The organism is Cohnella baijiui, assembly GCF_020731285.1.
Lineage (GTDB): Bacteria > Bacillota > Bacilli > Paenibacillales > Paenibacillaceae > Cohnella.
Map to the genome: position 1 here is coordinate 58,939 of NZ_JAJFOW010000002.1, position 15,699 is coordinate 74,637.

Sequence of the window (15,699 nt, forward strand, 5' to 3'; positions counted from 1 at the left end):
GGGCTATTTCACGCCCGAATGAACCATCGTTGCCATGACCATTCTCTGGAACAGCAGAAACATGATCAGGTTCGGCAGAAAAACGAGCAAGCCGGCGGCGGCCGCCATGTTCTGTCCGGCGACGCTGTTCTGCAGCCCGCTCACCAGACTGTTGACGTAGAAGGCAAGCGTCCGCATCGTTTCGTCCTGCATGAACAGCGAAGAAGTCTCCACGTCCGTCCATACGCCCTGGAACGTAAAGATCGAGATCGTCGCCAAGGCCGGCGCGGACAGCGGAAGGATGAGGCGGGTGAATATGCGCCCTTCCGACGCTCCGTCCAGCTTGATCGCTTCGATGAGCTCATTCGGGATTTGCGCGATGAATCCGATCAGCAGAAAGACGGCGACCGGCGAAGCGAGATACGGCAGCACATGCCCGAAATACGTATTGTTCGCGTGCAATCCGCTAATGATCAGATACCGCGGAATTTGCACCGTTTCCGGGGCGAACATGAGCGAGATCATAATGAGCGACATCGCGAGCGACTTGAACGGAAAGCTCTTCTTCGCCAGCACATATGCGGCCATTGCGCTGAAGAGGATGACCAGCGCCAACGTAATTCCGGCCACGAACACGCTGTTGAACAGGTAACGCGTGAAAGGCACGACATCGCTGCCCGCGTGCAGAAACAGCAGCTCGAAGCTGCGCAAGGTCGGGTGCTTAACGAAAAACGTAGGCGGAAACAAGAACAGCTCATTCTGCGGCTTAAACGCGTGATTGACGATGAACACGATCGGCAGCAGCATGAACAACGCAAGCGCGGTTAATCCGGCAACAAGGAAGACGTCGAACGCCTTGATTTTGCGGATCCGCTTGAAGAGGGCCATCAATCTCCCTCCTTCGGGGCGAACAGCCGGTAGGCGAACCGGATCACCAGGTAGGAAATAACGAGCAGCACGACCGATACGGCCGACGCATACCCGAGCTGGAACCGGATGAAGGCGTAATCGTCCACATGGTTGACGATCAGATGGCCGGCATATTGCGGCGTAATCGGCATGCCGGTCAGTTGGACGGAAATGCCGCCCGCCTTCAGCGTCGTCACGATGGACATCACGGCGCTGAACAGCATTTGGGGCTTCATCGACGGTATGGTGATGTAGAAAATTTCCTGCAGCCGGTTCCGGATCCCGTCGATGCGGCCTGCCTCGTATAGCTCCGCATTGACGTTCTGAAACCCGGCCAACATGGCGAGGAAACCGACGCTGAAGCTGATCCAGAGGGAAACGAGAATCATAATGTCCATCAAGTAACGCGGATCCTGCAGCCATACCCGCGGCAGATCGATCCAGCCCATCCGGAGCAGGAAATGGTTCAGGTAGCCGACCCGGTCGCCGCTGAATGCGGCGATCCAGACGACGGACAGCGCCACGCCTCCGGCCATGGAAGGCGCATAGAAAGCGAGCGTGTAATAGTCCCGCCACTTCTTCGGCAGCTGATGGATGAGCCAGGCAAACAGAAACGCGAGCGCGTACCCGCCCGGACCGACGATAAGCGCGAATTTGAACGTATGGGGCAGCGCGTAGCGCAAGAAGACGATATCTTGCGTGAGCAGCGCGATATAATTCTGAAACCCGACGAACTTCGGGAATGCGAAGCCGTCGAATGACGTGAAGCTTAAGAATGCCGCCATGAAAACCGGGATGACGATAAACAGCAGGAACACCGTCATGAACGGCGCGAGGAACAGGTAAGTTACCCGCGCGCTCCAGATTTCCCGGGCGAAACGCCGGAGTCTTCCCGCGACGACCGAGGACCTGACGTTACGAACGGCATGGGCGGGGGTTGGCATCGGTCCGGTCATCGTTCAACATCCCCCCAATCCAATGGTTGATCGACTTGCGGTACGCGAAGGTCGTCGCGCCCAGAGATGTCGAAATCCGCTTGTCTGCGCTGCATTTCGCGCTGCAAGGCGACGCTTGCCTTCTCCAGCGATTCTTTGGGCGGCTTGCCTTCCACGACCACGGCGTTCCATGCGAAATCCATTTCCCTTCCGAGCAAATAGTATCCCGGCACGTAGGGCATGTTTTTCACCCATCGCGTTTGTTCCCTGATCGTCCGGAAATCGCCCGCGGGCCACGATAGCGAGGACATGGCCTTCAGATTGGCCGTATTCCACCTGTACTCCAGGCCGTAGAACGATTCCATGTCGTTGCCGTACCGGGTTTGCACGTCGTCCGACGTCCACCATTTCAGAAACTCCCATGCATCTTGCTGCTTGTCGCTCTTCTTCATGATCATGGCGCCGGATACGCCCTGCGCCGTCCAACGCGCGACTTGGCCGTCCGCCTGCCGGATGCCCGGTACCGGCGCGATCTTCCAATGCCCGGTGATTTCCGGTGCCGCTACCTGCAGTTGAAGATACGTATTGAAATCGGCGATGCCGGTCGGAATGTCGCCGTTCCGGAAATGATTGAAAAAAGCCGGCGCATCCAGCGGCAAGTAGTATTTGGTGTACAGCTCCGTCCACTGCCGGAACGCCGCAAGCGCGCCGTCGCTGCCGAGATTGTCGGCTTTTCCGTTAGGAGCGTAGAATTCGACGCCGTTTTGGTAGAAGAACGGGACGAAGTCTTTCGGCGGCACGAACATCGTCATCCCGTTTTCCTGCAGCGTGGGCAGCATGTTGTAGACGTCGTCCCAGGTGTCCGGCACCTTCAGCTTGAGCCGCTCGAAAATATCGGTGCGGTAATAGAGCACTAGGAAGTTCTGCACCTCGGGCAGCGCGTAGGTCCCCCCGTCGTAAGCAAACGATCGCATCGCGCCGGGATGGAATCGGCGGACGACCTCCAGGAATTCCGGGAACGTCGACAGATCGGCAATGGCTCCCCGCATCGCGTAATCGACGGGCATTTCCGTCCCGGCGCCGAGCACGACGTCCGGCCGGTCGCCGGCAGCGTTGCCCAGAATGAGCTGATTCGGGTTCGGCATCAGATTCACGTTGACCCGGATCCCGGTTCGCGGCGTAAAATCGGACTCGATCAGTTGGCGAAGCTCTTCCGCGTAATCCCGTCCGCGCTGTATCCACACCGTAAGCGCGCCCTTTCGGTTGAGCTTTCGCGTATCGTAGTCCATGTAGAACGTGCGGGCAAAATTGACCAGCGAGTACGGAATGCGGCTCAGCGACGTCGGCGCCTTCAAGCCGGTTGCCGTTTCCGGCGTTCGCGCGACGATGTAGTCGAGCAGCAGCGGCTGGTTGTCGAGCTGCGACAGCCAAGTGCCGATATTGTTCTGCATGGTGGAGAAATCGGTGAGCCGATTCGGGATTCCGTTCACGTTATCGGCCATATGCCGCAGCATATCGATTGCCACGTCGATCGCGTCGGTTATATCGGTTTTGCTTTGATTGATGCCGTCCAGATAAGCCGCAATTTGCCGCAGCCGTTCGATTTGTTTCTCGATCTTCCCGCTTAATCCGGGATCGTATTTGGTCAAATTCCATGTTCGCAGCGTGTCGAGATTTTGCGCGGTGGCGCCCGAGCCGCTTCCGTAGTTGCCCATCATCATCCGGACCGATTGATCCAGGGCGCCGAGCTCGGCCAGCACGTCTTGGAGCGCCAGCAGCGCGGGGTGCAGCGGGGAAGCGTCGGCGATCATTCGCAGCGTGTGCTTGCCCTTGGTCAAAAAAAAGCGGTACGGCGCTCCGGTGCTATCCTTGACGGAATCGATCTCGAAGCCGCCATTCGGAGGAAAAGCGTAGTGCAGCATCTCGCGGAAAGGCACTTCGCCGTCGATCATGAACGTGCGGAAGGCTTTGAAGTCGCCGCGGTAGCCTTGGTAAAATTTCAGGTCGAGGACGTACCACCCGTCTGCCGGCACCTCGGCCGTCCATTCCACCCAGTCGCCCGGGTTGCGCCAACGGTCCCCGCCGAGCGTGTTGTATACGATCCTGCCTTTTGGGTCCGGAGAAATATTCGGCTCCGACACAGGCATCGTCTGGATGGCCGCATTCGATTTCTGTTCGTACCGTTCAGCCTCGATGACCTGATACCACGATTTCCCCGCGTTTGCGGTGTCCGGATGCTTGCGCTTGTATTCGACATAATCGGGAATGTCCGGCTGCGGCATCCACCGCAGTTTGCGGATCACAACGGGCTCCTTTTCGGCGACGAGCCTGATCGTATGGACACCTTGAGACAGCTTGAACCGGAACGGCAAGGACGACACGGCGTAATTGGCGGCGGCCGTCGTTTTCCAACCCTCGATTTCTTGCTGAACCGGACGGATCTCCTGGCCGATTTCATTTCTGTCGTACGGAAATTTCGCGTCCTTCCAATACCGCTCGAGCACGAGGCTCTCCGCCTCGGCGAACGGCGTTTCCCCGTCGATTTGCAAGCCGCGGACGATATTGGCATAGCTTCCCGGCAGCGGCGAATAGTCGAATTCCAGCTGATAGGCGCCCGCCGTGGGCACGTTCACCCGCCACTCCACCCAGCCCTCGTCGTTGTTCCAATACAGCGCCTCTTGTCCGTCTGCATCCGTCTTGACCGCAACTTGGGCATCGCGCGAGGCGGATACATACCGGGCCGCATCGATCTCAATCGTCGGCAAAGCACCATCCTTCTCCCCCTGCGTGCCCGGCAGCATGGCATACGGGATCGAACCGGTCGACGGCTTGAAATCGAGCAGCTCGCCAGCCTCCACATCGGTAGCGAACACCTGCCGGTCTTTCTGGCCGAATAGCTTGAACGACAATAGGATCAGGACGATGAGCAGCGCCGCGAACAGCAGCCGTTTCCGGTATTTTCCGCTCATCCGCTCACGTCCCCCGAAGTTCGGAGCGACAGTCCGGATTCTTGATCGAAGAAATGGGCCTTGCCCATGTCGATCCGGATCCTGACAGGGTCGCCGACTTGCAGCGGCGTGTGGGCTTCCGTCCGTACGATCAGCGACTGCTCGCCCGACTTCACGTACGCATAGGCGTCGGCCCCGAGCATCTCCATCATCTCGACGACACCGGTAACCGTCCGCTCATCGTCATCCGCGGTCCCGGGCGGCAGAATCGCCGCATGCTCGGGCCTTATGCCCATCACGATTTGCCTCAGGTTCCGACCGCCGGCCCGCAGATCGGCCGCATGTCCGGGCGCGACCGGCAGCCGGAATCGCCGATTCTCGAAGTAATCCGTGCCGTCCCGCTGCTGAATGGTCCCTTCTAGGAAGTTCATTTGCGGCGAGCCGATGAATCCGGCCACGAACAAATTAGCCGGCGCATCGTACAGCTCCCTCGGAGGAGCGACCTGCTGGATGACGCCGCCTTTCATCACGACGATGCGCGTCCCCATCGTCATCGCTTCCACCTGGTCGTGCGTGACGTAGACGGTCGTCGTTCGGATCGTGCCGTGCAGCTTGATGATTTCCGCCCGCATCTGGGCGCGCAGCTTGGCGTCCAGATTGGAGAGCGGTTCGTCCATGAGAAAGACTTTCGGCTCCCGGACGATCGCCCGGCCGAGCGCCACGCGCTGTTTCTGGCCGCCGGACAGCTGATTCGGCTTCTTCTCGAGCAGATGGGAGATTTCCAGAATGCGGGCGGCCCGATTGACGCGCTGTTCGATGTCGTGCCGGGGCGTCTTCCGCAGCTTGAGACCGAGCGCCATATTTTCGTAAGCCGACAGATTCGGATACAAGGCGTAGTTTTGAAAGACCATGGCGATGTCCCTGTTTTTCGGGGAGGTGTAGTTGACGAATTTGCCGTCGATGTACAGCTCGCCCTTCGTAATATCCTCCAGGCCTGCCAGCATGCGAAGCGTCGTCGATTTGCCGCAGCCGGACGGGCCGACCAGCACGAGGAACTCTCCGTCCTCGACTTGCAGATGAAAATCGCGGACGGCCGGCTGGTCCTCTCCTTTGTATTGCTTGAATAGGTGCTTGAACACGATGTTCCCCACGGTACCACCTCGTAAGCCGTCGAATTTCATAGATATTACTTATTGATTAAATTAATTGATCGGAAGGCCGCCCTCCCCCATGCGATATCGTAACCCCGCAGGGAAAGGGCCTGCTCAGTCCGTTATTCAGCTGCTAGACTCATCTTCTGATATGGTGAGCCGACGTTCCGCTTGCACCGGGGGCGTAGGCGGCCGTAAACCCGCCGCCGCCGATGTTACCCCAGAAATTCCCCGTTGCACCCGAGCCGACCGAAGCCTGCGTTCCGCCGTCCCGGAAATACGCGCCGTTTACGGTCAGATTGCCTCCGGTGACGTTCGCCGTATCATGGGCGAACGAAGTCCCCTGCACGACCGTCGTTCCTCCGGCAATGTGGAGCACGTAGTTGAAATCGTCCTTCGTATTCCAGTTGAATACCTTCACCGTTCCGCCGCCATTGTACAGGCCGTCCGACCCTCCGTTGCCGTCAATGAAGCTGCTGCTCAGGAAATTGACGATCTTGACGCCGCCGGCGCCCGTGCCCGTCACCCGGATCGCATTGCCGCGGTAGTCGGAGGCGCTGTTGAGCACGACCGCATTCGCCGTCGATTCGAAGGTGAAGGCGTTGCGGGAGTTGAACACGAACGTATTCAGCAAATGCTCGTTCTGCGCCCCTCCGCTTACCGTATACGCGCTTAGATTCGCGCTGACGTAGGCGCCCGCGACCGGGAACATCATCGAGCCTTCCTCCAAAGCCCCGGGCAACCCGTACGCTCTTCCCCAATACGTGATGTTGAACAGGCAGTGCTCGACCCAGCCCTCCGTGCTGTTGCCGACGCGAATGCCATCCTTCAGCACCGTACCGCCGACATGGTTGATGTAGTGGCCGTTCGTGGCGTTGGTGGCGAAATCGATGCCTTTGTAAGCGTTGACGAAGCTGACATCCATCACGTATACGCCGCTGCCATCGCCGCGAATCGTCCATGGATAGGCGGCGATGTTGGACGTGCTGTCCGTCGCCTGCTCCGGATAATGAACGGACAAGCCCCTGACTCCGGCATTCGCGCCGTTCAGCAGAATGAAAGGAGTTGCCGCGTCGGGATTCGCCGTCCCTCTGCCCTCGTAAGCATAAAGGATGGTCCCCGTCGACGGGCCGTATACCGCCGCCCGATGCGGAACGTCGTCGCTCCCTCTCAGTTCCACACCGGCCGGTACGGTGAGATGGCCGGAAACTTTGTAGATGCCGGCGGGCAAATAAACCGTGCCTCCGCCGGACGAACCCGCCGCGTCGAGAGCCGCTTGGATGGCGTTCGTATCGTCGGCTGTCGGATTGACGTTGGAGGGAATCCCGGCCGCGCCGTAATCCTTGACATTGTAGAACGCGCTGCTGGCCGGCTTCGGCCTCGCCGTCTTGTACGGATACGATCCGACATCGGATTTTTCCAGCGCGTAGCCGGTATCCTGCCTATTGACGTCGCCGCTGCTGCCATTATCGAGCAGATAGCCGGCCGTTCCGGTGAACGTATTGCCGAGCAATACGGCCGACGATACGCCGGCCAGCAATTGCACGCCCTTCTTGGCCGACGACAGCGCGGGCGCGAAGGTCGAGCCTTCGACCGCCAGCGTTCCCTTGCTTGCGACGAGCGCGTACGTGCCGGACCAATCGTCGAACGTGCAGTTCTGGAAATTGACCATCGCATTCCCGGCGAGTTGAACCGCATTCGCCGCTCCGCCGCCGATCACGGCGTTGTTGAACTGGATCGCGGTCGCGTTGTCGCTGTTGATGCGAACCGCGACGGGATTCGTTCCCTGATTCGCTTTGAAGGAAGAATTGGCGATGACCATGCCTAGCTGCTCCGGAATGTTGTCGATGCGAAGCCCGATATTGCTGCCCTCGACGGAGACGTCGAACAAATGCCCGTTAAACGACCGCCAGGAAGGGATCACGTCGACGCCGATTTTGAAGTCGGTCAAGCGGATATGGTTGAAGCTGTCCCATTCCAGCCCGGACAGTTCCATGCCCGTCGCGTTCGCCCGCGTCCATGCGGCGATTTGCGCGCTTGTCGGTTTGCTCGGGGAGAGGGAAACGTCAAGGTTTGCCCAGTAGGACGTGTTGAACGCGACGTTCTCGACCTCGCTCACATCGGCGGAATCGTACAGGGCAAGCGCTTTCATGAGCGCGGTTCCTTTGACGTTGCGGATCGTATGCATCTCGTGCACTTTGGCGGTAATGCCCCGGTAGCTGTTGAGCAGCGTGGCATTCTGCACGGCGGCGGTCAAATATCCATCTTCTCCGACCGACCTGCCGACGATATCGAACGTATAAGGATAAGGCACGGGCGATGTCGCCGACTGCTCCGGGTAATACACGGAAAGACCGTTCACGCCAGCGCTTCCCCAGATGCGGATCAGCCCCGGATCGGACTGCGTTCCGTTCTTGCCCGCATAGGCCAGGATAACGGTACCGTAGCTTCCCGAGCCGACGTCGGGATCCCTCCAGTCCCCGCGCAGCGTGACATGGTTCCGGACGTTGAGGGTATAGCTCACCTTGTATTTGCCGGCAGGCATCCATACGACGCCTCCGCCTGCCTGGTACACGTCGTCGATCGCGCTTTGAATCGCGGCGGACGCGTCGACCGCGCCGGTATTGTCGGCATTGTACGGCGCGCTCGTCACGGAAACGCCGGCGATGACGATATCTTCCGCCGCATGGACCGGCGCGACGACCGCAGGCGTCACCGTGCCCGCGACGTAGATGCCGGCCGTGATCGAACTGGACGCGATGCCGGCGCTGTTCATGTCGCCGGTTGCGTTCTGGTCCGCCGCATCTTTGTAGACCTTGAACTTCTCCATCCCGTAACCGTTCGTCACCGCGATGTTGTCGTATTGCGCCCTGTAAACGACCGAATCGGCGTCGTGCTCCCCGGCTACGAACCATTGCGCCGACGTCTTGCCGACCATGGCCGCCGGAACCGCCAGCTTGCGATGCGTCCATTTGGCGAATGCGGTGTCCGAAATGTTTTCCGTCGGATGGCCTCTCTGCCCGTTCAGGTCCTGCCACCCCGTCGTATCGCGGAAGTACGTGTTGTCGGAATTGTAAATCTCGATGCCGCCCGAACCGTCGATCGCGTTGTATAGCTTCACGTCATATTCGATATAATCGCCGGATGCGAACGTATACGATGCCGCGGAAAACTTCTTGTACGCATATTTGTTCGCGGTGCCCGTTCCGTTCGTCACCGTAAAATCAAGCACATCGCCCGAAGGGCTTGCAGGCAATACGCTGCCGAGATCGGCCAGCGTGACGGAAGCGGATGCGACGCCCGCGACAAGCACGTTGCCGGAAGCGTTGTAATCCCCAGCATCGCGGAAAATGACGGCTCTCGCGTTTCCGTTACCGTCCGTAACCACGATGTTGTCGTATTGCGCTTTGTAGCTGATGGAAGCCGTATTGTTCTCTCCGACAATGTCCCAATGCGCCGACGTCTGCCCGATCATCGAAGCGGGCACGGCCAATTTGCGATGAAACCATTGTCTGAAAGCGTAGGAAGAAAGATCCCGCTCCGGATGGCCGACGATGCCGTTCTGGTCTCTCCAACCGGCTGCGTCGCGGAATGGCGTGCCCGCCGTCGTATAAATATCGATGCCGCCCGCATCGCCGACGTTGTTCAGCAATTTGACGTCGTATTCGATATAATCGCCCGGCTGAAACGTATAGGCGGCATCGGAGAACTTCGCATAAGCGTATCGGTTCGCGGTTGCCGAAGCGTCATTGACTACCGTGAATTCCAGATAATCGCCCGAGGCCCCCGTTGCCGCCGCAGCCTTGCCGGGCAGAACGCCGACACAGGCAAACAGGGTGATGACAAGGGATAAACATAAGAATTGAGCCATGCGCCGAGCTTTGATCACAATACCCCTCCTCGTCCATTGAGCCCTTGCTCGACCCCATAAAAGAGAACCGACCTTCTCAGCTTGAATGCGCTTACAACTCGTCCTCGAAAAATGGTCCCTCCCCTGCCGATCCCTCCTTTCATTTGTTTATCGCCATGCACCTATATCTTAATCATTAAGATATAAGACCTAAAAAAAACGACTTCGATGAACGCCAACTCGATTTCAGAAGGTTGTATTAACTCAATAAACATGTATTAATGTTGTCTTTATTAATATAATCAATGTTTACTTGTTTGTAAAGTTCCTATTTTCAATGGTCGTCCCAAACAGAAAGGCACCCGCGATCCATGAAGAAGATGGACCGGGGTGCCTGAGGCAACCTCCCTTGTACTCGATTGACCCGCTCAACCGCCTGAAGCGCGGGAATGCCGCTCCAACGCGTCCCGCAGCACGGCGATTTGCTCATAGCGCAAGCTTTGCCGGTATACACCGGTCCCCATGCCGATTTCGTCAACCACCTCATCCTTGCACCAAAGCCCGTATTTCGCCGGATCGGCGCCTTGGCTGCGGATCGCCGCTTCGAGGTCCTGCGCCAAGTATCCGACGTGCCAGCGCGCGGCACTCCCTTTCGCGTCCTTCGCATCCTTCATCCTGAACTGCTTGGGCCGGATCGACGCGAAAGCGTCCAACAACACCTCATCAATCTCTTGCACATCGGCAACCTGGGCGGCGTCCGAAGCCTGAATGGCGCCGTTCACCGTGTATACGGACGCCCAACGGTGATTCGCGCCTCCCAAATTGGCAGATTGATCGATAACGGGATAAAAATGTCCTTCGTGATGAAATTTCCATCGCTCGACCAGCTCGCCCCCGCTCGACGCGGCGATCAAGAGGTCGGCGGCTTCACGGCCCGGGCTCGCGCTCGCGAGACTGGCGCGCAACCTCGCATACATCCCCGTCGACGATGCATAATTGCCCTTCAAGTCGAAACAAGGTCCCGTGCCGGCAGCCGACGGCTGATCGTAGCTCCGCACGGACAGGTTTCCGTTGATCTGGTTGGCGTACGCGTTGCTCACGTTATGCCCGCTCTTCGGCAGCAGCAGCTCGACGTTTTTTTCGGCTTCGGGATGGACGGTGACGGCCTGAGGGACGTTGTTCCAGTATGGACTCATGATCTTCGCGAAATGAGCGCCCGCCCCGATCGCGTAACCGTAAGTACCGCTGTAAAACTTATCGTTCACAGACATCAGAAAACCGCCAACCAAGTCGACGCCGGTCACGCCGGGCGCGAACGAGCAATCCACCGTGCTCACTTCCGGCCACTTCGACATCTCGTTTAAATCGATGTAGAGCGCCGTTTCGAGCGAGTTGACCGTACATCCGATCAGCTTTGTCTTGTTCGCCTCGCCCGTGATGGAAAATCCGCGGGAGCCCGGAACCGTATCGGGTCCGTCCACATCGCATTCCAACAGCCGGATATTGGAGGTGCCGTCGCACGAAAAACCGATCGTATACCCGTATGCGAAGCATCGGGAAAGCTGCGACCAATCGTCGACGCGGGCCAGTGAGAATGCCGTTCCCGGTCTGCGGAGACTGGCGGGCGTGACGCCGGCGGCATGCACGGTGAGAAACGGCCAGCAGTGGACGTCGTGCAGCCGGGCAATGTCGTATTCGTTGCGGATGGCCACGCCGTTGTGGGCATCGATTTTCACGTTGTTCATCCGGGTCCGTCCGCCGCCCTGCGGACAGTCGGAGGAGTACGCCAGCTCGTGACCGAGAATCAGCGCATCCTGGATCGCCGCCCCCGTATCGGCGGCAATGAACGCCGTGCCGGAGAACTGGCCGATGACGATCGCCGCCTGCTCGTCGGTCGCCGCCGGCAGGGAGAGTCCTTCCCGGATCGCGACCGCCCGCTCGAACACGGACCCGCTGTTTAACGTAATCGTCGTTCCGATCAGCTGGATGAAGCTGGACGGCAGCGTGTAATAGCTCACGGTGGCCCCGTGCACTTGCTCGGGGTTCGCCAACTCGCCGCGAATCGTGACATATGGCGGTACGTTCAGGTTGCCTACCGCGTAACGCGCGCTCCCGATATCGAGCGTACCGCCGCCGGACGATCCGAGCGCGTTCAAGGCGGCCTGGATCGCCTCCGTATCGTCGGTCGCCCCGTCACCGGCGGCGCCGAAGCGTTGTGGCGTCGTGCGGCCATGGGGCATGACTGACCGCGATTGCTCCTGAATCTCTTCCACGTTGGACCAACCTCCATTTTTGTCGAGTTAGCCGCATGTCGGCTTTGGATAATAGCTTAATGAGTAAGTTTATTTCGCGAATGACACGCTGAAAGCGATCTCCCCATCCTTTTGCGCAATGAATTCAAGTTCAGTATAATAATTTTAATAAATAAAGCAAATGGAGAACTGATCAATGACCACCCTGAAACCGGTTTATTTGCAGAAAGTCAAGCAGCAAAACATGGCCGACATTTTGCAGAAGATATGGGAGCATGAATCGATCTCGCGCGTCGAATTGGTCGAGTTGACCGGACTGACTTCGGGAACGATCACCAACCTCACCCAGGAGTTGCTCCAGACGGGGCTCATCCGCGAATCGGAAACGTCCTCCGGTTCCGTCGGCCGCAAAAGGGTCATGTTGAAGCTGCGCACGGACCGCTATACGATCATCGGTCTCGATATCGGACGGACCTCGTTCGAAGTGGTGCTGGCCGATCTTGCGGGGCGCATGATCAAATCGGTGGAAGGCAACACCGTCGGCATCCGCGATCCGGAGCAAGTGCTGGACTTGGTTGCGCCTCACCTGGAATCGCTCAAGACCGATGCCGCCGACAAAAAGAGCCCCGTCATCGGGCTGGGCGTCAGCATTCCGGGTCCGATGGACAAAAAAACGGGCAAGCTGCTCAGCCCTCCGAATTTCCCCGGGTGGGAAGGATACCCGATCCAATCCGCGCTGGAACGCCGATTCGGGCTGAACGTCTTCATCGAGGATGACGCTCGCACGTCGGCGCTGGCGGAACGATGGTACGGACTCGGGCGCAAAGCACAGGACCTGTTATTCGTCACGATGGGCATGGGCATCGGCGGCGGAGTGGTCGCCAAAGGCGAGCTCGTCGTCGGATCAAATGGCTTGTACGGGCAGGTCGGCCATATCACGCTTTTGCCCGGAGGCGAAATATGCGCGTGCGGCAACGAAGGCTGCTGGGAAACGGTCGGCTCGATCCCCGGCATCCTGCGCAGATGGTCGGAAGGCAACACCATCGACGGTTTCTTTCAGGCCGTGCGCGAGGGAGATCCGGCTGCGGTGCAATGCATGCAGGAGACGCTCTATTATCTCGAATGCGCCCTCACGACGTTGTTCAACACGTACGATCCGGAAGTCATCGTACTAGGAGGCAAGCTTTACCCGTATTTGACGATGCACCTTTCCGAAATCCGCAGCCGCGTAAAGGCAAGGATGTACGCTTTCGTCAGGGATCGGCTGCATATCGAATCCGCCACTTTCGGCGCGTCCCAGAACGCGGTCGGCGCGGTAGCGCTCGTGTTCGGCGCCCTTCTGAACGAGCCGCTGCAGACGCTGGCCGGCCCGAAGACGTAGGACGATGCGCAAATCAAATGAACCCCCCTGGAACGACATTCATATCCAGGGGGAGTTCGTCATGGATATCCGTCCCTTCTTTCGCGCTAAAGACGGAAAAACCGACCGGGGAATGATCGTTCTCCCTTTCTCCACCCAGCGTAACCTACGATCCATGCAACGGCAAAGAGAAGAACAAGACCGTAACCCCACCATCCTAGCTCGATTTTCTCGATCCATTGCCGGATATTCCCGCTGCCGTCCCACTTGGCCAAGTACGTCTCCGTCAATTCGATCGCTCCGATCGAGAGAGCGGCGGCGACCGCGATGAACGTGACGGCGAGATTGTAATGGAGCTTCCGCAGCGGTTCCTGGAGCGCCCAGCGGTAGGCTTTGACCATCATGACGCCGTTCGCCGTGTCCATCAAGGTCATGCCCGCGGCAAACAGGAGCGGCAGCGCGAGAATGCCCGCGATCGGCAATGCTTGGTTCGCGGCCGTGCCGGACATCGCGAGCAGCGCGATTTCGCTGGCGGTATCGAAGCCGAGACCGAACAGGAAGCCAAGCGGATAGACATGCCAGCTGCGGCCGATCAGCTTGATGAGCGGCTTCGTCAGCTTGGCCAGGAATCCGTGACCGTGCAGCGATTTCTCGAGTTCGGATGCGGCAAGCGCTCCTGCCCGGTATTTGCGGCGAACCCCGAGCAAGTTCACGAGAATGAACAGATTGACGACCCCTACGACGATGAGGAACATGCCGGAAACGGTCGCGCCAGCGACGCCTCCGATTTCCTGCAGCAACGGAAGCTTCCGCTGCGCCCAGCGCATGGAGACCGTTGTGGCGATTACCATGAGCAGGACGACGGAAGCGTGTCCGCATGCAAAGAAGAAGCCCACGCCCAGCGGATTCCGGTTTTGCTGCGTCAGCTTTCGGACCGTATTGTCGATCGCGGCGATATGATCCGCATCAAACGCGTGCCGAAGTCCCAGCGTATACGCAATCAAGCCCATCCCCCACAAGGCGGGATAGGTGCCGGCCGTAACCCCGAGCATGGCGGCGCCTGCGCCATGAAGAAGCAATAGAGGAATGATGTATTTCCATAAGTCCCGAAACCCCGTGGAAAAATCGGTTTTCACTCCGCCTCGCCCTCCTTCTCCTGAACGAAGATCCGATACGCGTTCCTTGCCGCCTCGTATACCGTCTTCAAGGGAATGCCATGCGCTTTGGCCGCCGCTTCGCAATGAGCATATTCGGGGGCGAATTGTACGGTTTTCCCGCCCATGACGCCCACCTTGACGCCGATCGTCCCCCAAGCGGTTTCGACATCGACCGAATGGCGCTCAAGCCGTTTGCATTCCGTCCATATATACCTCATGCCCAGCGTCGTCGTCTCTTCGAAGACGATGGACTCCATCACATTGAGCCGGTCGGCGTTCGTTAAGACGTTCAGCAACAAACCCGGCCTCCCCTTCTTCATCAGGATCGGAATCCAGAAGACGTCGTGGGCACCCGCCGACAGCAGCCGTTCGCTCACGTACGGACAGAACTCCGGGTTCATGTCGTCAATGTTCGTCTGCAGCATGACCATTCCGTCTTCCCGATGCTCCCGCTTATGCTCCTCGAACATTTCGATTCTCCTCGATTCCGCCCTCGTGCCGGTCCCCGAAAAAGTCCTGTTCGACCATCATGCACAAGGTGTGGTAGATCGGAAGATGGCGTTCTTGGATGTCGGGCGTCGACGTCCAAGGCACCCGGATCGTCACATCGCACAAATCGGCAAGCTTTCCTCCCCCGCTTCCGGTGAGTCCGATCGTCGCCAACCCCAGCGCACGGGCAACCTGAACCGCACGAATGACATTGCCCGAATTTCCGGACGTGCTGATCGCAACCAAGACGTCCTCCGGTTTCGCGAGGCCGTACACCTGCTGGGCGAACACCATGTCCGCCGCGACGTCGTTGGCATACGCCGTCATGAGGGCGGAATGGCTGACGAGCGAGATCGCCGGCAGCGCCCCTTGCAGATGGTTGGCAAGATACGCGCCGTCCTCCTGAAATGCAGATTCCAGCAAGCCGCGCCGGTCCGAGGACAACGGCCGTTTGGACATGAACCCCTTCATCAGTTCGCCTACGATATGTTCGCTGTCGGCGGCGCTTCCGCCGTTTCCGCACACGAGCAGCTTGCCCCCTGCTTCGTACGCCCGCGATAAGCATCGGTAACCCGCCTCGATATCCTCCCGGCATGCCGACAAATCCGGATATTTGGCCGTCAAGCTTGACAACCAGCGATCAACGATCAAATTGGAAAGCATTCTCGT

Annotated in this window: 10 protein-coding genes; 1 reads left to right on the plus strand and 9 read right to left on the minus strand. The window is 58.8% G+C overall.

Annotated elements, in window-relative coordinates; translation table 11 throughout:
- Positions 1 to 3: 3 nt before the first annotated feature.
- From LKX83_RS02155 to LKX83_RS34190, 6 genes are all read right to left on the minus strand, one after another.
- A complete protein-coding gene (locus LKX83_RS02155) occupies positions 4 to 867 on the minus strand; it encodes a carbohydrate ABC transporter permease (RefSeq protein ID WP_227880446.1) in 864 nt (287 codons plus the stop codon).
- The gene (locus LKX83_RS02160; protein ID WP_227880447.1) at positions 867 to 1,844 is read right to left on the minus strand and encodes a carbohydrate ABC transporter permease; all 978 of its coding nucleotides are present in this window, start codon (positions 1,842 to 1,844) and stop codon (positions 867 to 869) included. The genes LKX83_RS02155 and LKX83_RS02160 overlap by 1 nt, the downstream gene beginning before the upstream one ends.
- Positions 1,841 to 4,792, minus strand: coding sequence for an extracellular solute-binding protein (locus LKX83_RS02165; RefSeq protein ID WP_227880449.1), 2,952 nt, complete (start codon positions 4,790 to 4,792; stop codon positions 1,841 to 1,843). The genes LKX83_RS02160 and LKX83_RS02165 overlap by 4 nt, the downstream gene beginning before the upstream one ends.
- Positions 4,789 to 5,922, minus strand: coding sequence for an ABC transporter ATP-binding protein (locus tag LKX83_RS02170; protein WP_227880450.1), 1,134 nt, complete (start codon positions 5,920 to 5,922; stop codon positions 4,789 to 4,791). Before LKX83_RS02170 ends, LKX83_RS02165 begins: the two co-directional genes overlap by 4 nt.
- Before the next feature lie 139 nt (positions 5,923 to 6,061).
- Entirely contained in the window at positions 6,062 to 9,811 is a 3,750-nt protein-coding gene (locus LKX83_RS02175) for a glycosyl hydrolase family 28-related protein (RefSeq protein WP_227880451.1), read from the minus strand.
- A gap of 389 nt (positions 9,812 to 10,200) precedes the next feature.
- Complete coding sequence (locus LKX83_RS34190; RefSeq protein ID WP_227880453.1) at positions 10,201 to 12,045, minus strand: tail fiber domain-containing protein; 1,845 nt, start codon at positions 12,043 to 12,045, stop codon at positions 10,201 to 10,203.
- 175 nt (positions 12,046 to 12,220) lie between these two features.
- Here LKX83_RS34190 and LKX83_RS02185 point away from each other — a divergent pair, with 175 nt between their 5' ends.
- Positions 12,221 to 13,405 (plus strand): ROK family transcriptional regulator, encoded by a 1,185-nt coding sequence (locus LKX83_RS02185; RefSeq protein ID WP_227880455.1) that lies wholly within the window; start codon positions 12,221 to 12,223, stop codon positions 13,403 to 13,405.
- 86 nt (positions 13,406 to 13,491) lie between these two features.
- Here LKX83_RS02185 and LKX83_RS02190 read toward each other — a convergent pair whose 3' ends face one another.
- Genes LKX83_RS02190 through LKX83_RS02200 form a run of 3 tightly spaced genes read right to left on the minus strand, consistent with a single transcriptional unit; the run spans position 13,492 to position 15,693 of the window.
- Entirely contained in the window at positions 13,492 to 14,520 is a 1,029-nt protein-coding gene (locus LKX83_RS02190; protein WP_227880457.1) for a HoxN/HupN/NixA family nickel/cobalt transporter, read from the minus strand.
- Positions 14,517 to 15,011 (minus strand): nickel pincer cofactor biosynthesis protein LarC2, encoded by a 495-nt coding sequence (gene larC2, locus LKX83_RS02195; RefSeq protein WP_227880459.1) that lies wholly within the window; start codon positions 15,009 to 15,011, stop codon positions 14,517 to 14,519. The genes LKX83_RS02190 and larC2 overlap by 4 nt, the downstream gene beginning before the upstream one ends.
- Positions 14,995 to 15,693 carry a D-sedoheptulose-7-phosphate isomerase gene (locus tag LKX83_RS02200; RefSeq protein ID WP_227880462.1) on the minus strand — a complete coding sequence of 233 codons (699 nt, stop codon included), beginning with the start codon at positions 15,691 to 15,693 and terminating at the stop codon, positions 14,995 to 14,997. The genes larC2 and LKX83_RS02200 overlap by 17 nt, the downstream gene beginning before the upstream one ends.
- Positions 15,694 to 15,699: the final 6 nt, after the last annotated feature.